The organism is Paenibacillus uliginis N3/975 (assembly GCF_900177425.1).
GTDB classification, from domain to species: Bacteria; Bacillota; Bacilli; order Paenibacillales; family Paenibacillaceae; genus Paenibacillus_AQ; species Paenibacillus_AQ uliginis.
Map to the genome: position 1 here is coordinate 3864643 of NZ_LT840184.1, position 20057 is coordinate 3884699.

General features: G+C 45.4%; 21 protein-coding genes, 1 riboswitch and 1 other annotated feature (1 of these 23 running past the window's edge). Of the genes, 3 read left to right on the forward strand and 18 right to left on the reverse strand.

The window, feature by feature from the left end:
* Positions 1 to 6 (forward strand) — a binding site (T-box leader) (it extends 221 nt beyond the left edge of the window).
* Between the two features lie 163 nt (positions 7 to 169).
* Positions 170 to 1762, forward strand: a complete 1593-nt coding sequence (gene serA, locus B9N86_RS18305; RefSeq protein WP_208914576.1) for a phosphoglycerate dehydrogenase — start codon at positions 170 to 172, stop codon at positions 1760 to 1762.
* A gap of 190 nt (positions 1763 to 1952) precedes the next feature.
* On the opposite strand, the gene B9N86_RS18310 is transcribed toward serA, so the two are convergent.
* The 18 genes from B9N86_RS18310 to ribD form a co-directional block, all read right to left on the reverse strand.
* Positions 1953 to 3383 carry an ATP-binding protein gene (locus B9N86_RS18310; protein WP_208914577.1) on the reverse strand — a complete coding sequence of 477 codons (1431 nt, stop codon included), beginning with the start codon at positions 3381 to 3383 and terminating at the stop codon, positions 1953 to 1955.
* A complete protein-coding gene (locus B9N86_RS18315) occupies positions 3384 to 4100 on the reverse strand; it encodes a response regulator transcription factor (protein ID WP_208914578.1) in 717 nt (238 codons plus the stop codon). It abuts the gene before it with no gap.
* A 105-nt stretch (positions 4101 to 4205) separates the two neighbouring features.
* On the reverse strand, positions 4206 to 5459 hold the full coding sequence (gene ccsB / locus B9N86_RS18320) for a c-type cytochrome biogenesis protein CcsB (protein WP_208914579.1): 1254 nt from the start codon (positions 5457 to 5459) through the stop codon (positions 4206 to 4208).
* Positions 5456 to 7150, reverse strand: coding sequence for a cytochrome c biogenesis protein ResB (locus tag B9N86_RS18325; protein WP_208914580.1), 1695 nt, complete (start codon positions 7148 to 7150; stop codon positions 5456 to 5458). The genes ccsB and B9N86_RS18325 overlap by 4 nt, the downstream gene beginning before the upstream one ends.
* A complete protein-coding gene (locus tag B9N86_RS18330) occupies positions 7147 to 7674 on the reverse strand; it encodes a redoxin domain-containing protein (protein WP_208914581.1) in 528 nt (175 codons plus the stop codon). The genes B9N86_RS18325 and B9N86_RS18330 overlap by 4 nt, the downstream gene beginning before the upstream one ends.
* 127 nt (positions 7675 to 7801) lie before the next feature.
* Positions 7802 to 8557, reverse strand: coding sequence for a pseudouridine synthase (locus tag B9N86_RS18335; RefSeq protein ID WP_208914582.1), 756 nt, complete (start codon positions 8555 to 8557; stop codon positions 7802 to 7804).
* A 20-nt stretch (positions 8558 to 8577) separates the two neighbouring features.
* Positions 8578 to 8922, reverse strand: coding sequence for a peptidoglycan recognition protein family protein (locus B9N86_RS18340; protein ID WP_208914583.1), 345 nt, complete (start codon positions 8920 to 8922; stop codon positions 8578 to 8580).
* A gap of 165 nt (positions 8923 to 9087) precedes the next feature.
* On the reverse strand, positions 9088 to 9621 hold the full coding sequence (locus B9N86_RS18345; protein ID WP_280174940.1) for a spore maturation protein: 534 nt from the start codon (positions 9619 to 9621) through the stop codon (positions 9088 to 9090).
* 6 nt (positions 9622 to 9627) lie between these two features.
* Positions 9628 to 10266, reverse strand: coding sequence for a nucleoside recognition domain-containing protein (locus B9N86_RS18350; protein ID WP_208914584.1), 639 nt, complete (start codon positions 10264 to 10266; stop codon positions 9628 to 9630).
* 57 nt (positions 10267 to 10323) lie between these two features.
* Positions 10324 to 11520: a D-alanyl-D-alanine carboxypeptidase family protein gene (locus B9N86_RS18355; protein ID WP_208914585.1), complete on the reverse strand. Its 1197-nt coding sequence runs from the start codon at positions 11518 to 11520 to the stop codon at positions 10324 to 10326.
* Positions 11521 to 11682: 162 nt separating this feature from the next.
* Entirely contained in the window at positions 11683 to 12132 is a 450-nt protein-coding gene (gene ytfJ / locus B9N86_RS18360; protein ID WP_208914586.1) for a GerW family sporulation protein, read from the reverse strand.
* A gap of 537 nt (positions 12133 to 12669) precedes the next feature.
* Complete coding sequence (locus tag B9N86_RS18365) at positions 12670 to 13347, reverse strand: DUF2953 domain-containing protein (protein ID WP_208914587.1); 678 nt, start codon at positions 13345 to 13347, stop codon at positions 12670 to 12672.
* A 188-nt stretch (positions 13348 to 13535) separates the two neighbouring features.
* Positions 13536 to 14138, reverse strand: coding sequence for an SMC-Scp complex subunit ScpB (scpB, locus tag B9N86_RS18370; RefSeq protein WP_208920524.1), 603 nt, complete (start codon positions 14136 to 14138; stop codon positions 13536 to 13538).
* A complete protein-coding gene (locus B9N86_RS18375) occupies positions 14107 to 14901 on the reverse strand; it encodes a segregation and condensation protein A (protein ID WP_208914588.1) in 795 nt (264 codons plus the stop codon). Before B9N86_RS18375 ends, scpB begins: the two co-directional genes overlap by 32 nt.
* 66 nt (positions 14902 to 14967) lie before the next feature.
* On the reverse strand, positions 14968 to 15435 hold the full coding sequence (gene ribH / locus B9N86_RS18380) for a 6,7-dimethyl-8-ribityllumazine synthase (RefSeq protein ID WP_208914589.1): 468 nt from the start codon (positions 15433 to 15435) through the stop codon (positions 14968 to 14970).
* A 45-nt stretch (positions 15436 to 15480) separates the two neighbouring features.
* Positions 15481 to 16722: a bifunctional 3,4-dihydroxy-2-butanone-4-phosphate synthase/GTP cyclohydrolase II gene (locus B9N86_RS18385; protein ID WP_208914590.1), complete on the reverse strand. Its 1242-nt coding sequence runs from the start codon at positions 16720 to 16722 to the stop codon at positions 15481 to 15483.
* 43 nt (positions 16723 to 16765) lie between these two features.
* Positions 16766 to 17431, reverse strand: coding sequence for a riboflavin synthase (ribE, locus tag B9N86_RS18390; protein WP_208914591.1), 666 nt, complete (start codon positions 17429 to 17431; stop codon positions 16766 to 16768).
* A gap of 42 nt (positions 17432 to 17473) precedes the next feature.
* Positions 17474 to 18586, reverse strand: coding sequence for a bifunctional diaminohydroxyphosphoribosylaminopyrimidine deaminase/5-amino-6-(5-phosphoribosylamino)uracil reductase RibD (gene ribD, locus B9N86_RS18395; RefSeq protein ID WP_208914592.1), 1113 nt, complete (start codon positions 18584 to 18586; stop codon positions 17474 to 17476).
* Between the two features lie 333 nt (positions 18587 to 18919).
* Positions 18920 to 19102, reverse strand: a riboswitch (FMN riboswitch).
* A gap of 293 nt (positions 19103 to 19395) precedes the next feature.
* On the opposite strand from ribD, the gene B9N86_RS18400 reads away from it, so the two are divergent.
* Together B9N86_RS18400 and B9N86_RS18405 are read left to right on the forward strand one after the other, a co-directional pair.
* Positions 19396 to 19638 carry a hypothetical protein gene (locus B9N86_RS18400; RefSeq protein ID WP_208914593.1) on the forward strand — a complete coding sequence of 81 codons (243 nt, stop codon included), beginning with the start codon at positions 19396 to 19398 and terminating at the stop codon, positions 19636 to 19638.
* A 1-nt stretch (position 19639) separates the two neighbouring features.
* Entirely contained in the window at positions 19640 to 19951 is a 312-nt protein-coding gene (locus B9N86_RS18405; protein WP_208914594.1) for a hypothetical protein, read from the forward strand.
* The last annotated feature ends 106 nt before the right edge of the window (positions 19952 to 20057 follow it).

Sequence of the window (20057 nt, forward strand, 5' to 3'; positions counted from 1 at the left end):
CCTTACTACGGAGGTAGTATGCGGATCGAGAGTTTTTTTATGGACTTTTTTCTTTGCTGCATCACCGCGTCGCATGAGCCTAGGTTTAACGGATATACGCACTTTGCGGAATCCTTATTCATATTTAGCAGCACATTACATTAGAGAGTACTGAGGAGGAAGAGAAACCATGTTTAAAGTATTGGTATCGGATCCGATTAGCGACTTAGGTATCCAGCAGCTGATGGATGCACCCGATGTGCAGGTAGACAAAAAAACAGGGCTCACGGAAGATGAGCTCACTGCCATCATCGGTGAGTATGACGGACTTCTAGTCAGAAGCCAGACTCGTGTCACAGAACGAATTATGAATGCAGGCACTAAACTTAAAGTAGTAGGCCGTGCCGGCGTCGGGGTGGATAACATCGATTTGGAAGCTGCCACCAAGCGCGGTATTGTAGTCATCAATGCACCTGACGGCAACACGATCACCACAGCTGAACATACTTTCGCTATGATGATTGCTTTAGCCCGTCATATTCCGCAGGCTTATGCCAAGACTGTATCCGGCACATGGGACCGTAAATCATTCTTAGGGGTAGAGCTTCGTAACAAGACCCTCGGTGTAATGGGAATGGGACGTATCGGCAGTGAGGTTGCCAAACGAGCCAAAGCTTTCGGTATGAATATTCTTGCATTTGATCCGTTTCTGACTGAAGAGCGTGCAGATAAATTGGAGGTAAAACTAGCATCCGTTGACGCCATTATCCGCAATGCGGATTTCATTACCGTCCATACGCCACTTACTCCAGAAACAAGACACATGATTGCAAGACCGCAGTTTGAAGTCATGAAACCAGGAATGCGTATCGTGAACTGTGCACGTGGTGGAATCATTGACGAGCTGGCGCTCGTGGAAGCCATTGATGAAGGCATTGTAGCTGGTGCTGCATTTGATGTGTTCGAACAAGAGCCTCCTCAAGAGGATCATCCGTTCCTGAAACATCCTAAAGTCATTGTCACTCCTCATTTGGGTGCGTCCACGGTCGAAGCCCAAGAGAACGTGGCTATCGATGTATCCGAACAGGTGCTGAATATCTTGCGGAACGAGCCATTTAAAAATGCTGTCAACTTCCCTCTCGTAGCAGCCAGTGTAATGAGCAAGTTGCAACCTTACTTCCCACTCGGGGAAAAGCTTGGCAGTTTTGCTGCTCAAATTACTGCACATGCGGTTAATGAAATACATGTGGACTATGCTGGTGAACTTGCCGAAGTGGATAATCAGGCACTGACCCGCTACATTGTAAAAGGCGTACTTGAACGCCATCTCGGCAGTGAAGTGAATATCGTGAATGCAATGCACCTTGCCAAGAACCGTGATCTGCATGTTGTCGTATCTCAAACACCAAAAACCAAAGGTTTCACCAACCTGGTCACTGTTACATTGAAAACGCAAAACGGTGGCGAGCGCCTGGTTGCTGGAACACTGCTACACGGTTACGGCGAACGTATCGTACGTCTGGATAAATTCCCGGTTGACATTGCACCAGAGGGGCATCAAATCTTGATCTCCCACAATGATAAACCAGGCATTATCGGACGAGTTGGTACTCTCTTGGGTGAGAATAATGTCAATATCGCATCCATGCAGGTTGGCCGTAAAGTGATTGGCGGGGAAGCTATCATGTTCCTCACTGTAGATAAAGATGTGCCGAAGGACGTGCTTGTAAAGCTTACTGGGCTTCACGATCTGAATACCGCACAAGAAATCGTACTTCCTTAATGAACTGCAAAGCCCCCGGGATCAGGTACTAGCACCAGCTAATTACCTGTAACGGGGGCTTTAATATGATTATTCCATCAAGTCCCAAAGTGTGTCCTTTGTTCCACGTAGAACAAGATTAATGTTTATCGTTCAACAAAAAACACCCTCGTATTCGAGAGTGTTTTTTGTTTTTTGTAAATAATTGATGTTATTTTACCAATTCCGCCGGAATAAAGAGGGTAAATTCAGTCCCTTCTCCAACCACACTGTTGACGGATATCGCACCTTTATGCGATTCTACAATATTTTTTACAATAGCAAGTCCGATTCCAGTGCCTACAGATTCTCCACGTACACGGGCTTTATCTGCTTTATAAAACCGGTCAAACACAAACGGAACATCTTCCGAAGGTATCCCTACCCCCTGATCGGAAATTACGATTTTGAGAGCAACGCCGGACTGCAGATGCACGCGGTCTGCTGTAATACGGATAACCTTTCCTTCAGGTGTGTGACGGAAAGCGTTATCCAACAGATTCGTCAACACTTGTTCCAGCTTGTCTTCATCCGCAGAATCTAAAGTCAGATCAGGGTGCAATTTGTCTAAACGCAACTCGATACCCCGCTCTTTTGCCCGAACCGCAAATTTCCGGTACACTCGCTCACATAGATCACCGGCATCCATTTGGCGACAGAGCAGCTCCGAATGACCAGCCTCCATTCTCGTTAGATCCAGCAGGTCTTTTACTAACCTTCCCATACGAAGCGACTCTTCATGAATAACCTGAATCAGTTCTTCACTTTCCTCCGGAGAAGTCGCCATACCGTCCAGGAGCGCTTCACTGTAACCCTGCATCATCGACAGCGGAGTACGGATTTCATGGGAGACGTTCGCGATAAAGTCGGTACGCATCTTCTCCAGCTTCACCTGCTCTGTGATATTGCGCAGAACTACAACAGCACCACGAATCACATCATCCGAGTAAAGAGGTGCCATGTGGGCTTCCCAAACTCCTTGCTTTACATGCAGGTCTGTACTTTGGTCTTTGCCTTCTTGCATGGTTTTGTAGAACAAAGCGCTAAGCGGCTCAGGCATGACATCAGCAGCCCATCCGCCCCCTTCTAGGTCTTCATCCCATTGCAGACCCTGCCAGGTTTTCATGATATCCTGACCGGGCGGATTCACCAAAATAACATCACCATTATTATCAAAAGTAATCACTGCATCACTCATACTGCGCAGCACACTAGCCAAATGCTCCTTTTCATGGTTCAGACTCCGAATCGTTGTTTCCAATTCAGCGGCCATGTGATTGAAGGTGTTGGCCAGTTCGCCAATCTCATCACTGGTGACAAGATCCAGCCGCGTTCCATACTTACCCTTACGGATCGCATTGGCTGCCTGAATCAGCTTCTGCATCGGCTGTGTAATCTTAGTAAGAAGAAACAACCCAAAGAAGGTCGTCATCGAAAAACCGATAATCGACGCATACGTAAATAACCTTTTAATATCTTCGGAATTTGTAAATACGGTATCAATATAAGGAAGCAGAAACAGTCCTAGTGTCAGCAGGACACAGGCAACAAGACATGTAATCGTAATCCACAGCTTGCCGACGAGTGATCTCCAGAAGTTCACTTACTTGGGAACCTCCAGTTTGTAACCTACTCCCCATACTGTCGTAATCATCGCTGCAGCTTCTGCTGATACCTTGTTAAGCTTCTCGCGCAGACGCTTGACGTGAGTGTCCACTGTACGGAGATCTCCAAAAAATTCATAATTCCAAACATCCTTTAGCAATTCTTCACGAGAAAACACCTTATCCGGTGAAGAAGCCAAATAATGTAATAATTCATATTCTTTCGGTGTCAAACTAATTTCCTGTCCCCCGGCTGTAACACGGTGGGCATCATGCTCAATTACAAGATGAGGAAATACGATGCTGTTGCTTGGGTTTGTTTCTTTTGACAAATAAGCTGTCGCTGATGAACGGCGCAAAATCGCTTTAACCCGATAAATAACCTCTCGAGGGCTGAATGGTTTCACAACATAGTCGTCTGCTCCAACTTCAAAGCCCTGAACACGATTGATTTCTTCGCCTTTTGCCGTCAGCATCAGAATCGGGGTGGATTTCACCTGGCGCAGACGAGAACATACCTCAACACCGTCTATGCCTGGTAGCATAATATCCAGCAGAATCAGACCGTAATCTTCGTTGGTCGCCTTCCGAAGAGCTGTTTCTCCGTCCTCAGCTTCATCGATTTCATATCCTTCTTTTTCAAGATACATTTTCAGCAAGCGCCTAATGCGTTCTTCATCGTCTACCACCAAGATGCGATTTCCATGCTCTGTCATCGGTAACAACTCCTTCATCATCATAGGGAAAATCAGAACGGTCCTCATCCATCTCAATCGAGGACCCTTCTGAATTATTATCACAATCTGTATTACATTAACATATTAATCCGTTCCGGCATAGGAATGGAGGCCAGCAATAATCAAATTGACGCCAACCAGTGTAAACATAACAACTATAAAGCCGATTACGGTAAGCCACGAAGATTTCTTTCCCTGCCAGCCTTTGGAGAGACGCAGGTGCAAATATACACTGTAGAAGAGCCATGTAATGAGAGCCCATACCTCTTTCGGGTCCCAGCCCCAAAAACGTCCCCACGCGACTTCAGCCCAAATCATTGCAAATATAAGACCGCCGAGAGTAAAGATTGGGAAACCGATTGCGATGGCACGGTAACTGATTTCGTCCAGATCATCCGGATCCAGCCTGTTCAATACCGGTTGAATAACCTTGGCAATGGGTCTGCGAATAACAAGTCTTATCAGCCCGTATAAGATAATGCCGCTAACTACCGACCACACTACAGTATTAAACTTACGACCAGCATTGATGCCGTGCATCCAAGAAGGTGCTTCAAACAGCGGGGATTTCATCCCAAGGAATGGCTGCATGCTAATCGTCTCACTGTTGTAAGGTGCAACCAATGGGGGCATATCATAATCCACTTTTACTATTGTACTAGTTTCTGTCGCAGGGTCAATATTTGTCTGGTTAAACTCAGCATGATAACCTGCAGCCCGGAAGCTGTATACCGATACGATAAAGCCAAGTAGAACAACAATGGCAAACATGCACAATTCAAGCCAACGCTGTTCTCGGCGTGATTGTTTGTCCTTTTCGTTAAAATTGACTGTTCTTAGCAGATACATTAAACCCGCCACAAAACCTACAGCGAAGAATGCATCACCGAGCGCAGCCAAAGTAACATGAATGCCCAGCCAATAGGATTGCAAAGAAGGAATAAGCGGCTGCACTTCCTGCGGAAACACGGCAGCATATGCCATAATCAGAATGGCAAGGGGCAGTGCAAACAAACCGAGCATCGATTTTTTATAAAGAAAATACAATACCAGAAATGCAATCATGATCGCCATCGATAGGAACGTCATGAATTCATACATGTTACTCACAGGTACATGACCTGATCCCGCCCAACGGGTAAAGAAGTAAACCAGATGACAAATCAGGCCTATGGTAGCTGTAACGAACGCAATCTTACCCCATTTCGTTACGTGGGCCTCCGGATCTCTTTTTCTAAAACGCTTTCCCAATACGGCCATGCCGTAAAAAGTAAACGACAAACAATAAAGTAAAAACGCAACAATAAAAGCGTCGCTGCTAAAATCCACTAGACTCATGGTTTACTCCCCCTGTTATTCTCCAATGACTTCTCATCCACTTCGATGTCCATTTGCTTGAGTACTGCCGATATTTCCCGACGCAGTACGAACCAGTTCTTATTCGTATGCGCTCCCAAGGTCAGTACTCCGTTATCGATACGCAGCCATATCCGGCGATGCTGAAAATAGAAGCCCATGATCAGACCTAGCATGCCTATTGCGGCTCCAATCCAAATAAACGGCATCACTCTGTCAATACGGACGTTCAAGTAGGTGATGGATTCGGATAAATCAACATCCTCCATACTTTTCACATCCATGTTGAGAGGCATCGTTCCTCCAGCTAACTGGGTATTAAGCGCATCTTGTTGGAAACGTTCTTTATCTATTTGTTTCGGGAAGTAAAAATACTGAATTCCGCTCTCTGGCAGATCAGGTCCATGAATCTGGAACAAAAACGCCGGGGCATTCGGATTGGATGACAAATTTGCAGGCTCACCTTTGTCATTCAAGCCGAAGTCCGAATATTTGTATTTTAGCTTGAGTGTATACGGTCCAACCTTATATTCTCGCTCCGGATCTCTAATGTTCAGATTAAACTTGCCATACTCTTCACCCGTCTTCGTATTTACAAGCACTGGAGATACGGAGCGAAGAACCGGAGTCAAGTCATAGTCAAACTGGTATGCCTTGAGTCCGTTATAATTCAGTGGATCGTTTACATGAATCGTGTGACGGGCGACTTCTTTCAGCTGAGGCTCTTTAGTAAGATCATCACAGTCGGTTTCACACATATAAAGAATGGCCTTCGTTTCAAATTCCTTAGGTAACACTTTGCCCTTCCCTTTGAACTCATCAGGCATATCGTCTTCTGTATAAAATTCGACGGAGAAATCATCATTTTTCAAATAATAGCTCGTATCCGGAATTTTTTTCGCTTCGCCTTCAGGAAACCCGATATGGAGGTCCATATGCATTCCAGGCAAGCCTCTTGCAAGCACAGCCAGAAGAAATACAATTAGACCGATATGAAGAACGTACGGCCCCCAGCGGCTGAAACGCTGCTTCTCCGCCAGCAATGTCCCTCCGTCGGTACGGACACGGTACCCTCTTTTGCGGATATGAGGCTTAATGCGCTCTACCCATTCCGCTCCGTCTCCAGGCACCTGTGTCTGATAAGATACCTTTTGACGTGTAAGGAATGACATATGTTTCGGTATCTTCTGCCGGCTCAGTGCTTTATAAAGCGGCAAAACCCGGTCTATGCTGCAAATGACGAGAGAAGCACCGATCATCACCAGCAGCAGTACAAACCACCAAGACGTATATGTATGGGAAAGACCAAGCAAATAATAAATATGTCCCAATTGTCCATATTCTTGCTTGTAATAGACAGACGGGTCAATGTTCAGAAACGAACTTTCCTGTGGATAGATTGTACCCAGCATGGAACCGACCAACGTCAGTATAATCAAGTAGATAGCAACTTTGACGGACGAAAAAAAGTTCCAGACCCGGTCTATGACTCCCGGATTTGACTTTTGTGAACGGCGCGCCACACCGTCATACCGCATTTCCAAAATCGGTTGAGCATTCGCTTCCTCAGTCAACGGCTTTCCGCAGGCTTCGCACAATACAGTACCTGGCGGATTCTGATGCCCGCATTCACATTTGGTGTTCGTAATTAAAGGCTTTGATCCCAAGCTCATTTAGCATTCACCAACTGTTCAATTTGTTTATCAAGGGTGCTCAAGTCCAGCTCTCCGATCGTAATGTTAACGATTACGCCTTTAGACGACACAAAATAAGTTGCCGGCATAGCGCCAACTTTATAGTCCCCTACGGCCTCACGGTTCGGATCCATCAGTATGGGGAATTTCACGCCGGTTTGATTAACAAAATTTTCCACTGTCATTTTGTCTTCCCCAGCATTTATACCTATAACTTCGACTCCCTCGCTCAACCATTTTTCCCGCTGGGCCTGGAGGGCAGGCATTTCTCTCACACAAGGCGGACAGTACGTTCCCCAGAAGTTAATGACTTTAGCTTTGCCGTCATAGTCCTTCAAGGTATGCACTTTTCCATCGAGTCCTAACAACTGAAAGTTAGGAGCCTTGTCGCCCTCCTTGGGAATTCCATCATTACCCATAACAACGGTAGCCACAGCATAAGCACCCAAAAGAACAATAACCAACAGTATGATGATTTGAACCGTTTTTTTTGATTCGCCCATTTGAGAAGCAGCATCCTTTCTATGACATTCATCATATCGTTCGCAATAGGTGTGAACATCCTATGAACAATTATAACGATATTTGTCATAAATGCTGCATTCCAATTTGAATATTATGTGTCAGGTTTTAACTTTTTCTTCGCTGGCTTCCTTCCGGTTTGGCCGACTTTGCCATCTGCCGCAGCGTGTTGATTTCGTCCGCTGTCAAATGACGGTATAGGCCACGCTTCAGGTTTTGCAGCAGTAAGTCGCCATACGAAATCCGTTTTAGACGAATAACCGGATGTGATATCGCTTCGAACATACGGCGTACCTGGCGGTTGCGCCCTTCATGTATCGTAATGGAAATGACGGACTGTTTATTATCCGGATCAACATCCTTATACTCAACCTCTGCGGGCGACGTCATACCGTCTTCCAGCATCACTCCCTGACGCAGCTTGTCCAGTTCGGTACCATGTGGCACCCCTTTGACCGTCGCCAAGTAGGTTTTAGGCACATGATACTTCGGATGGCTGAGCAAATTCGCAAATTCTCCATCGTTCGTAAGCAGCAAAAGGCCTTCCGTATCATAGTCTAGCCGCCCGATCGGATACACGCGTTCTTTCACGCCCTTAAGATAATCCGACACGATTTTGCGGCCTTCCGGATCGGAAGCGCTCGTGATGACACCTTTTGGTTTGTTCAGCATGATATAAACCTTTTTCTCATTCTTGATCGGTTTGCCTGCTACCGTGATCATATCTTGATCGGGATCCGCTTTCGTGCCGAGCGCGGTTACGGTCTCCCCGTTTACCTGCACCTTTCCTTGCAAAATCAATTCCTCGCACTTGCGACGGGATGCTATCCCTGCTTGTGCCATAATTTTTTGTAATCTCTCCATGTTCGTTAGGTCACCTCATTCTAATGATACCCATCGACAGGATAAATCACAAGCGCATTCCAAGGAAAATATGCTCCAGGGCAAGTTTCAGAGTGCGGAAACAAATACAGCGGGGAAATCGAATAGAGTCGGGACAAATCCGAAATGATCTTGCAGGCAGTAAAAAGCTGCACCTTTTGCTCGATATTCATGGCATCATAATCGCGGTTGAAATCACCTTCCAGGCAAATGTGTATCTGCTCTGAATGTTTAAGCACAGGCGAAACGGAGACTGACCCATCTCTTTGAACAGTAAAATCCCATCTCTCTTTATTATGATCCTGTTCACAAGCAGAGTGGTGTATGACAAAACCTTCAAATTCCATATCATCACCTCATTATGCCTTTCTGAATGTATCAGTATATGATGGCATCCGGGCTGAGGATATGGACATTCATCCCTATAACAACACAAGCGTAAACGGCTTTGCCGTTTTTAACGGCAAAGCTTACGTTTCGCGAAAGAAATTTAAGCCAAGAAAAAAGCCCGTTTATCCGAAGACAAACAGGCATACAGCGATAGCAGCAATAAATCCGACCACATCTGAAAATAATCCAACCTTCAGAGCATAACGCCCATTACGGATACCTACCGCTCCAAAATACACAGTCAACACATACAGCGTTGTATCCGTACTTCCTTGGATTGTGGAAGCAATCCGGCCAACCAAAGAGTCGGGGCCATATGCCCGAATCAGCTCTGTCGTATAGGCTAACGATCCTGTGCCTGTAAGCGGACGTAAAATGCCTAAAGGTAATATTTCACGGGGAACACCGAGCCATTGCAAAAAAGGGGCTGTCCATCCAACCATAAATTCCAAAGCCCCGGAGGAGCGGAAAACGCTAATGGCCACCATCATGCCAACCAGATGCGGAATGATCGATATTGCGGTTGAGAAACCGTCCTTAGCTCCATCAACGAATGATTCGTATACCGGTACCTTTTTCGTATAGGCGTATAACGGGATAAATGCGATAATGACCGGGATTGCCCATGCGGATATTGAATTGATCCACGCCAGCACCTGTCCTCACCCTTTCCCGCTAACATTTGCACCGAGACCATTACCGGCACCGGGCGGCTTTGTGCGCCGGATCGTGAGTGCTCTAAACCAGCGGTCGGCAGCAATGGCCGCCAAGGTTGCCACCGCCGTAGCAAGCAGTGTAGTGCCGACAATCTCCGCGGGATTAGCAGATTGATAGTTCATCCTTATGGCGATCAATGTTGTCGGAATAATAGTAATGCTTGCCGTGTTTAGCGCCAGCAAGGTGCACATCGCTGGAGTCGCTGTATCTTTATCCGGGTTCAGCTTTTGAAGTTCCTGCATAGCCTTGATTCCCATAGGTGTGGCTGCGTTGCCAAGACCGAACAGATTAGCGCTCATATTAGACAATATGTACCCCATGGCGGGGTGATTCTTAGGTACGTCGGGAAATAAAAAGCGAACGAGTGGACCCATGAGCTTAGCCACCTTGGCCAGCATGCCAGAGTCTTCAGCCAGCCGCATCATTCCGAGCCAGAAGACAAGAACACTGATCAATCCAAACGAGACCGTCACACCCGTCTGAGCTCCATCAAAAGCGGCTTTTGTGACACTTTCGATATTTCCGTTGACCACGGCGAAAATAAATCCAATGAGAATCATACCCATCCATATCACATTGATCATTTCTCTCTCCCCCGTTTCTTTCCTGTTTCAAGCTCCTCTCCCTGAAGCTCGAAACTGCTAGTTAACTCCTCTAAACATCAATCTCAGAATTTGACCCGCCGCCTGCCACAGTGAACCTTTACTATTGTCACCTGCCAAAGCCGTTTTTTCCCTCTGATTGGTGAAATACTCCTCAGGCAGTCTGCTTCCTTCCACAAATACAGGCACCCGGCCAATCATAGTCCCATCCAATGTAAACTCTACAAATCCCCGAAGCCCAAAGCTCAAATCAGGGTTGCTTCGTTTATCCAGCACAAGCTTTTTAATTATTCGTTCCTCTTCGCCCTGTGCAAGAGCGTATGAAAAACCAGTCCCAGTTACAAGGGAATACCCCTGAATCTTCTGCCCTTTTACAGTTAATTGCGTTATAGGATAATGTGCAAAACCGTAATCCAGCAGCTTGGAATGATCATTCCAATCGTTACCGTCATTCAGTGTCACTGCCGCAATCTGCTGGCCGTTACGAGTGGCCGAGCTAACCAGGCAGCGAAGAGCTTTTTTCGTGTATCCCGTCTTTACGCCGTCCGCCCCTTCGTAAAAACGGAGCATTTTATTTTTATTGTCCCACTTGTAATCCCATTTCTCATTCGGATTTGGCGCCCGCTTTACGGGTGTTTTTACAATTTCACGGAATGTCGGATTTTTCAATGCATAAGCGGTTAACTTGGCTAAATCATTAGCAGATGAATAGTGCTCGTCGTGATCAAGCCCATGAGGATTCATAAAATGAGAATTGCTGAGTCCAAGCGCAGTTGCTTTCTCATTCATCATAAGCACAAAACCTTCTTCGGATCCTCCCACATGCTCTGCAATAGCCGAAGCCGCATCATTTCCAGAGCGCAGCATCAAACCGTAGAGCAGATTTTCCAGTGACATTTCCTCTCCAAGTTTCAAAAACAAAGATGAACCTTCCTTGGCAAACGAATTCTTGGTTACCTTGACCGGATCTTTTAAATTTCCCCGTTCAATAGCTACAATCGCCGTCATGATTTTGGTCAAACTGGCAATTCTAAGACGTTCGTCTCCCTTCTTGCTGTACAGTATCCTCCCTGACGTGACGTCAATCAATGCGGCGGCCTGTGCATGGTTTGATGGCGGAACAGGCTCCTCACTCTGAGGTGCCGCATACACTGATGTCGACGTACTAAACAGAAGAATGAAAGATGTTACCCATAGGAACATTGACCTGACTGAAAAAAGCTTATATCGATTCATAAATTTTATCCTCCGGTGATCAGAAATCTTGTACAAGTATATGCAGAATTTGCCGGGGGTATGTCCATCTGCCGAATCCGATCCCGTTTATACCCATAATTTCGGTCGTGAAAGAACAACAAAGATCCCTTCCGGTCTGATCGGAAGGGATCTGCGAACAGATTAGTTCGAAGTCTGCGCTGCGTTTTGGGAAGAACTAGAATTATTGGATCCACTTTGAAACATCGATTGAATTTGCTCGAGAAGATAAGGGGTCGCATCAATCATACGTTCGAACAGATGTGTCTGGTTATCCAATGGAACGATATGAACGCCTTCCTTGCCAACAACGAGAAATGCGATAGGTCGAATGGAAACACCGCCACCGCTACCACCGCCGAAAGGGAGTGAGCTCTGTTGCTGCTTGTCTCCGCCCGTAAGGCCGCTGCTGCCATTTTGCGTATTGTAGTCACTACCGCCTGCTGCAAAACCAAATGCCACTTTACTAATCGGAAGGATTACAGTTCCATCTGGTGTATTAACAGGATCGCCAACGATGGTGTTGACATCAACCATGGCTTTAATGTTTTCCATTGCTGTTTGCATTAACCCTTGGATAGGGTGATTTGACATGATGACTCCTCCTCTGCTGGTGTAAAAAATAAGGGCTTCCCTTCACTTTTAACAGTTTGCACGGATGATGGACGTAATATGTATGAGTTTAAAGCTTGGCCTGAACAAAAAATGTAAAAACAAAAGGCGCCCTCTTTAAATGGGCGCCTTTTGTTTTCTAACTTTTTTGGATTGCTACTTCTTAATTTTTACCTGTTTAACGGTATTTCAACATCCCGAGTTTCATCCTTATACTTATAGACACCAGGATTAATTTGGAGTTTACTGAATTTCGGTATATTCTGGTACACCTCAATTTTGCCCCCGAATTGGATCTGGAAGAACATGTCTCGACGAATTATCTCGTTCACGTTGTCAATGAAACGGTAAACCGACTAGACGAACAGCTGATTGATGCCACCTCCCTGGTGGTGCCATCACAGTTTACTCAAAAAGCACACCATAGACCACAAAACCAAGCAGGCTACCCAAGGATAAATCCTCCGGTGGCCTTTTGAGACATCTCCTACTTAAAACTTTACATATCCTGTTCTCCAATCAAGCCTTAAATAAGGTGTTCTGCCAAATCTTCAGTCCGCCTTTGATTTTCAATACTCGAATGACAAGTTTCAGCCCGGCAATGATGGCTCTACCACAGGAAACACGAACGACACAGCTGAAATCGGTCGACAATTGTGGCGGTCCGTTAAACTCAGGTAATACATGCAGCTCAGGTGTACTTTTCATCCTAAGATGGAAAGATAACCAGCCCAAGATCGTATGTTTCACTCCCCATACAGTACCCGCAGCTACTGCAGTTTCGGCAGCATTATCAAGGGCAAGAGAGGTAGACCAACGGATCTCCGATAACCTCACGTTGGACATCGTGTTTAGAAACCAGTCTTTAAAACCGTCAGTCGCCTGAAACAAATGCCGATAGTCATTGAATCGAAGCTTCTGGAATTTTGAGTTTTCCATTAAATCTTGGCTGGTTCCTTCGGATTGTTTAGAAAAATATTTGACTGTGTACTCAATGCCATTATCGTTCAGCATAATAGGTACTTCAATCCGCGCATTCACCAATCCGTACAGCATCCGAATTCTGACAATCATGCTGTATTCTTTACTTCGAAGTATAAGGTGCACTCGAATCGTAATGGTGGACGCCATGACGAGGATAAGCAGAGCAACCAATATAAGCAGCACCAGTATTAGTAGAATAAGCCATATCCCCACACTGTAACCCCCAAACATTGTTAAACACTCTTGGCTTAGTATGACAAAATATCCGTAAAATGATTCGAAGTGAACAGAAACAAGTAGAAACGACTTCGGCGTTCTTTTCAAAGGGGGACGGCGTTTCTGCGAGAATAAGCAAAAAACCCGGGAAAAGAAAATCCCCAGGCCTAAAATTTTTCAAGATTTCAATTTACATCATCAATGGTAAGCTGCTTTCCGTCCAGTTTATCAAACAGCATCTGAGTCTCTTCCTCCAGACTGTCCACATCCGCCTCAAATTGCGAAGGCTCCGGCAAATCTTTGATATTAGCAAGTCCGAAATAGTCCAAAAACGACTTGGTCGTTCCGTAGAGAATCGGTCTTCCGATCGCTTCCGCCCGACCTACTTCCTCGATCAATCCCTTATTGGTCAGCGTATGAATCGCCCGCTCGGCTTTCACACCACGTATTTCCTCGATCTCGACACGGGTGATTGGCTGTCTATAAGCGACGATGGACAATGTCTCAAGCGCTGCCTGCGATAGGGAAGAGCGTGAAGGAGAATAAGCGAGCCTTTCGAAATAAGGGGCATGATCAGGCAATGTAGCCAGCTTATAACTTCCCGCTATTTGGACGATTTGAATACCTCTATGCTCCTGTTCGCAGCTCTTTTTCATCTCGTTCAGCGCATCGGTAATCATGTCAGTCGGCTGCTCAGTAATTTCTGCGATTTGTTTGACCGACAAACCCTCCTCGCCGGATAAAAACAGCAGTCCCTCAATAATCGATTTCAGCTTCGGAAAATCCATCAAACCTTACTTCCCCTCTCCACTCCATTACGATGTCATCAAACAACTTCTCTTGAAAGCACCATATTTGTTTCATTTTCATTAATTCTAGAATCGCCAAAAAAGTAACGACAATCTCATGCCTTACCATCTCTTCGTGCAGCAGCCTGGAGAACAGCACTCTTCCTCCCGGACCAACACTTTCCAGAGTCTGTACCACCTGTCTTATCCGATCTTTAACCGATATTTCATCCCTTTGAATACGGGCATACGACGTGCGCTTGACCGCTTTGCTGAGCGCCTTTTGAAAGGCGGCAATGAGATCCGAGGTGTGTAAACCCTGTACAGGATTCTCCTCAATCACAGGCATGAAAGGGGATAGATCTTCCGGTTCTTTAGAATAGATCAGGCTCCGCTCCCATTCACGTTCATGAAGATGCTGTGCGATTCCTTTATACTTCCGGTATTCGATCAGTCTCTGTATAAGCTCCGCTCTCGGATCCACATCATCTTCTTCATAAAAATCAAACTCGTCCATTTCAATAACCGGAGGTTTTGGAAGCAAAAGTTTACTCTTAATCGAAAGCAGTGTGGCAGCCATCACCAAAAACTCACTGGTAATCTCAAGCTCCAGCTCCTGCATGCTCTGTAGATAAGCCATGTACTGTTCGGTAATCTCACTGACGGGAATATCCTGGATGTCAATTTCCGCTTTATCTATGAGATGAAGCAACAGATCCAGCGGTCCTTCAAACGTATCCAGCTTGTACAATACTACGGTCACGGTGAATCCTCCCGCCAAAAAATAAAATGCAGTGCCCGAAAAAAAGGGCACTACATTAAATAAGCACTATTTTAACTGTTTCGTCAAGTTTGCCATTTCAATTGCTGCCATTGCAGAATCCCAACCCTTGTTGCCGGCCTTGGTTCCTGCGCGCTCAATCGCCTGTTCAATATTCTCCGTTGTCACTACGCCGAAAATAGTTGGCACGCCCGACTTGAGATTGATGGCAGATACACCTTTCGCAACCTCATTACACACATAATCATAATGTGTAGTCGATCCACGGATCACTGTACCAAGCGTAATGACCGCATCGTATTTACCGCTTTCCGCCATTTTTTGAGCAATCAGAGGAATTTCAAATGCACCGGGAACCCACGCTACATCCACTTCGTTTTCCTGAACACCGTGGCGTTTCAACGCGTCTAACGCTCCGCCCAGCAGTTTACTGGTAATAAATTCATTAAATCGTCCTACAACAATGCCATACTTTAACCCTTCGGATACGAGATTGCCCTCAAAATAATGTGCCATACTTGTCATCAACCTTTCGGATTGGTTTATTGGTCTAATAGTTCTTTATTTGCTGCTTTGTTCGTTCTGTTCAATATCATCAAACTTCAGCATGTGGCCCAGCTTGGCCTGTTTAGTATGCAAATAACCGGTATTATCCTTATTCTCTGGCATTTGGATGGGAACACGCTCCACAACTTCAAGTCCATAGCCCTCAAGCCCTTTAATCTTCCGTGGATTATTCGTCAGTAGCCGGATTTGGCGAATGCCGAGATCCTTCAGAATTTGCGCTCCGATCCCGTAGTCGCGCAGGTCCGCCGGGAAGCCCAGCTTCAGATTGGCATCCACCGTATCCAGCCCCTGTTCTTGGAGCTTATACGCCTTCAGCTTGTTAATAAGTCCGATTCCCCGACCTTCCTGCCGCATGTACAGCAAAACGCCTTCACCCGCTTCATCAATCTGTCGTAAAGCTGCCTCAAACTGTGGACCGCAATCACAGCGGTGGGAATGAAATACGTCTCCAGTTAAACATTCGGAGTGTACGCGCACGAGAACTGGTTTATCCCCGTTGATATCGCCTTTTACAAGTGCCATATGCTCTTTGCTGTCAACCTCATTCGTGTAGGCGATTGCCTGAAATTCTCCGAAATCGGTTGGCATTCGCACGGAAACCTCTCGATTAACAAGCTTATCCTTTTCATTGCGATAGTGAATCAGATCTTTAATGCTGATCAGCTTCAGATCATTCTTCTGAGCGATCTGGGCGAGATCCGGCAGACGGGCCATGGTACCGTCTTCCTTAATAATCTCGCAGATGACACCCGCCGGATAAGATCCGCATAAGCGGGCCAAGTCAACCGCAGCTTCCGTATGACCTGCACGACGCAGAACACCGCCATCCTTCGCAACCAGAGGAAACATATGACCTGGTCTTCGAAAATCGGACGGCACCGCGTTAGGGTCCATAATGCCACGAACAGTTAATGAACGCTCAAAGGCTGAAATGCCTGTGGTCGTATCTTTGTGGTCAATGGACACGGTAAACGCCGTTCCGTGATAATCGGTATTTTGAGATACCATCGGTTTCAGATCCAGTTCCTGAGCCATTGCTTGGGTGATGGGCAAACACACTAACCCCCGGCCTTCCGTGATCATAAAATTAATCACTTCCGGTGTTGCTTTATCTGCAAGTGCGATAAAATCCCCTTCATTCTCCCGATCTTCGTCATCAACTACAATAACGACTTTTCCTCTCATTAGATCGTATATCGCTTCCTCTATCGCACTGAATTCAAATCGGTCATTCATTGCTGTTCCTCCTCATTTTCATGGAGATGTATTAAGGCCTTAACTAGGCAAAACCATGCTCTGACAGGTAATCATGACTGATTCCGGTGCTTGATGTTTTGCTGGCAGCCCCTTGTGAGCCATAATGAAGCAGGTGATCAACATACTTACCTAAGATGTCATTTTCTATATTCACTTTATCGCCCGCTTTTTTAAATGCCAACACGGTTTCGGCAAGCGTATGAGGAATGATCGAAACGGTGAATGAAGAATCATTAATTTTAACGACCGTTAGGCTAATCCCGTCCAGAGTGACCGAGCCCTTAGGTATGATGTACTTAAACAGATCCATGTTCGATGGAGCAATCTCATAGACAACCGCATTTTGATCGGAATGAACGCTTCGGATGATCCCAACGCCGTCAACATGGCCCTGGACGATGTGGCCTCCGAATCTGGCTCCAGCAGCCATCGCCCGCTCCAGATTTACTTTGCTTCCTCCTTGAAGCTCTTTGAGATTGGTGCTCCGGTATGTTTCTGGCATGACATCTACCGTAAACATGCTCTTTCCGATCGTTGTTGCGGTTAAACATACCCCGTTGACCGCGACACTGTCGCCAAGCTTTAAATCATCCATTATACGTAATGCCGATATGCTAAGCACCATGGCTTCGCCTTTGCGACCAATCTGGCGCATTTCACCGATCTCTTCCACAAGTCCTGTGAACATAAGCCTCCTCCTTTCCAGATTATGTCCGTTTTTTGTATCAGCTTAATTTACAGATTCGGACCAGACCGGTGTTCCAGTGATACACATATTATCACCCAGTTGTTCGAATTCAACATCGTTCAACGTGATGGCATCGCTCATCTGCTCTACCCCACTAAACATGAAGTTTGATGGGGCGCCCAAGCCGCCGACAATCTTTGGAGCCATAAAAAGGACCACCTTATCCACAAGCCTTTCTTCAAGCATGGATCCGTTTAGAGTGCCGCCTCCCTCTAGCAGGATAGAGCCGATCTCCTTCTGACCTAATAGGTCCATTGCAAGCTTTAAGTCTACCCGGGGGCCTTCGCCGCAGGAAATCACCTCGGCTCCTATTTCATGGAGTGCCTCCCGTTTCTTTGGATCCCCCTGCCCTGTTGTTAAAATTAGTGTTGGAGCTGCCCCGTCATGAAGCATTTTGCTCCTGAGCGGAATTCTCAGCTTGGAGTCCACCACAATTCGAGTCGGATTCAGTCCCTCAACCGACAAACGAGTCGTAAGCTCCGGATCATCTGTTATGACGGTAGATACACCGACAATAATCGCTTGATGCCGATGCCGGAGGGTGTGAACCCTATCTCTGGCTCCTTCATTAGATATCCATTTGCTATCACCGGTTTTGGAAGCGATTTTGCCATCCAATGTGCTTGCCGTTTTCAGCGTGACATAGGGCCTGCCTGTCGTTATGAACTTCATAAACGGCGCGTTCAGCTTGCGGGAACGCTCGCTCAGAATCCCTGTATCTACCTGGATTCCAGCACCTTGCAGGATTTCAATTCCCTTGCCTGCAACAAGAGGGTTGGGATCTTTACTCGCAATAACGACCCGCTTGACACCTTCCGCGATCAACCTTTCACTGCATGGAGGCGTCTTACCGAAATGACTGCATGGCTCTAGTGTTACGTAAACCGTACTACCAAAAGCTTTGGCTCCCGCCATTTGGAGTGCATGCACTTCGGCATGAGGAGCACCTCTTTCCAGATGCGTACCCATCCCGATAAGCTTGCCATCTTTCACAATGACACACCCAACTACCGGATTGATACCCGTCTGTCCTTGAGCCCGCTCTGCCATTTCCAGTGCCAGTGACATATAAAATTCATCATTCATCATATCCATCAACAATATTCGCCTCCCCTCACATCGAAGTTTCGCACTGACAAGCAGTCAGGTCGAACCGGGTTCAACATTCCTGCACGGGATGTTGTCCCGTTCTGCACAAAAAAGCCCTGTCCGGATCATATAATCCAAACAGGGCTTTGATTTAATTGGGAGAATAAATGTATAGTACGGACAGAAATAAACAAGACATGCTGGTTATAACCAAAGAAGAGCATCAACTGTACTGCTCAAAAAGCAATACCATTTGTTGCACATACTTTGTGAAAACCTGCACATATCAATTATTACTTTCCTATCAGACTATACCGCAAAACAAGCGATAATTCGCCTTCTCTCCTTCTCCCATCCAGACTATACTGTCGGTCCCGGATTTGCACCAGGTCCACCGCATATACTTACGTATATCCGGGTCACGGACTAAGTCCGCAGTGATAAGCTTTTGCATAGGCTTTACGCTTCTTCACCACGTCCATCACCGCCGGTAGGGAATTTCACCCTGCCCCGAAGGATCGTTCATTATTAAATTGTATCCTTACATGTTCTTGATACCACTGTTTTGAAAATATCGAAATTAAGTGGTAATCATGAAAAAAGCTTATCACTCAATAAGCAAAAAAGCAAGGGTCCGAAGCTTACTTTTTCACAGTAATAAATATTTAATAAGTATGTATTTTTGGCTTTTGACTTCAAATACGGCGATTCAAATCTATTAAACTTGCTCATTAATCAAATCCATTAATTACCTAGACTATAGTTCGTTTGATATAGTACTATACTCCTATTGCGATAAATAGGGAGGTTTTTCCATGAAATTAAAGAAATCAATAATACTAGCCATTATTGGTTCTGTATTGTTTTCGCTTGGTCAATTAATGTATCTGATACTACAGTGGTTTGAACCATCTGATTACTATTTCTTTTTTGATTTTTACCGTGCTCTAGATTGGACATATAGAACGATAAATATTTTTAACTTCCTCTTCTCACTTTCGATGGTTAATTTATTTATTTCATTTCTTCTAACACAAAAGAAAAGGAGTGCCCAATAACTTGACTACTGAACTTGAAAAAATTCTACAATCTGACACAGAAGAGCAAATCAATCGAGACATATTTCCAAAAAAGGTATATCCCGAAAATAACATTTTTCATAAAACACTTCATTATATAGGTGTGTCAATTTTTGTAATATCATTTATTGCTGGTATTGTATTTGCAAGTGAAAAAGATGGTTATCATACATCTTTTTCACTTGTTACAGCTATAACATGGTGGTCTAGTGGTTTTATAAGTGGAATATCTTTTATGGCTTTTGGTGAAATTGTTAAAATCCTCCATGATATACGAGGTAAATTTCATTAATTAATTTCGACCAGTTGTTTAAAGCAACTGGTTTTTTTATGTACGAATCAAAAAAACAACCTCCCTGCCGTTATCTAGATAACGACTTGGGGAGGTTGTCCATAAT

What these genes read in the sequence shown, in the direction of transcription:
- serA (WP_208914576.1), top strand. Translation starts at nt 170, where the DNA reads ATGTTTAAAGTATTGGTATCGGATCCGATTAGCGACTTAGGTATCCAG.
- B9N86_RS18315 (WP_208914578.1), bottom strand. Translation starts at nt 4,100, where the DNA reads ATGACAGAGCATGGAAATCGCATCTTGGTGGTAGACGATGAAGAACGC.
- ccsB (WP_208914579.1), bottom strand. Translation starts at nt 5,459, where the DNA reads ATGAGTCTAGTGGATTTTAGCAGCGACGCTTTTATTGTTGCGTTTTTA.
- B9N86_RS18325 (WP_208914580.1), bottom strand. Translation starts at nt 7,150, where the DNA reads ATGAGCTTGGGATCAAAGCCTTTAATTACGAACACCAAATGTGAATGC.
- B9N86_RS18330 (WP_208914581.1), bottom strand. Translation starts at nt 7,674, where the DNA reads ATGGGCGAATCAAAAAAAACGGTTCAAATCATCATACTGTTGGTTATT.
- B9N86_RS18335 (WP_208914582.1), bottom strand. Translation starts at nt 8,557, where the DNA reads ATGGAGAGATTACAAAAAATTATGGCACAAGCAGGGATAGCATCCCGT.
- B9N86_RS18340 (WP_208914583.1), bottom strand. Translation starts at nt 8,922, where the DNA reads ATGGAATTTGAAGGTTTTGTCATACACCACTCTGCTTGTGAACAGGAT.
- B9N86_RS18350 (WP_208914584.1), bottom strand. Translation starts at nt 10,266, where the DNA reads ATGATCAATGTGATATGGATGGGTATGATTCTCATTGGATTTATTTTC.
- B9N86_RS18355 (WP_208914585.1), bottom strand. Translation starts at nt 11,520, where the DNA reads ATGAATCGATATAAGCTTTTTTCAGTCAGGTCAATGTTCCTATGGGTA.
- ytfJ (WP_208914586.1), bottom strand. Translation starts at nt 12,132, where the DNA reads ATGTCAAATCACCCTATCCAAGGGTTAATGCAAACAGCAATGGAAAAC.
- scpB (WP_208920524.1), bottom strand. Translation starts at nt 14,138, where the DNA reads ATGGATTTTCCGAAGCTGAAATCGATTATTGAGGGACTGCTGTTTTTA.
- ribH (WP_208914589.1), bottom strand. Translation starts at nt 15,435, where the DNA reads ATGGCACATTATTTTGAGGGCAATCTCGTATCCGAAGGGTTAAAGTAT.
- B9N86_RS18385 (WP_208914590.1), bottom strand. Translation starts at nt 16,722, where the DNA reads ATGAATGACCGATTTGAATTCAGTGCGATAGAGGAAGCGATATACGAT.
- ribE (WP_208914591.1), bottom strand. Translation starts at nt 17,431, where the DNA reads ATGTTCACAGGACTTGTGGAAGAGATCGGTGAAATGCGCCAGATTGGT.
- ribD (WP_208914592.1), bottom strand. Translation starts at nt 18,586, where the DNA reads ATGGATATGATGAATGATGAATTTTATATGTCACTGGCACTGGAAATG.
- B9N86_RS18400 (WP_208914593.1), top strand. Translation starts at nt 19,396, where the DNA reads ATGAAATTAAAGAAATCAATAATACTAGCCATTATTGGTTCTGTATTG.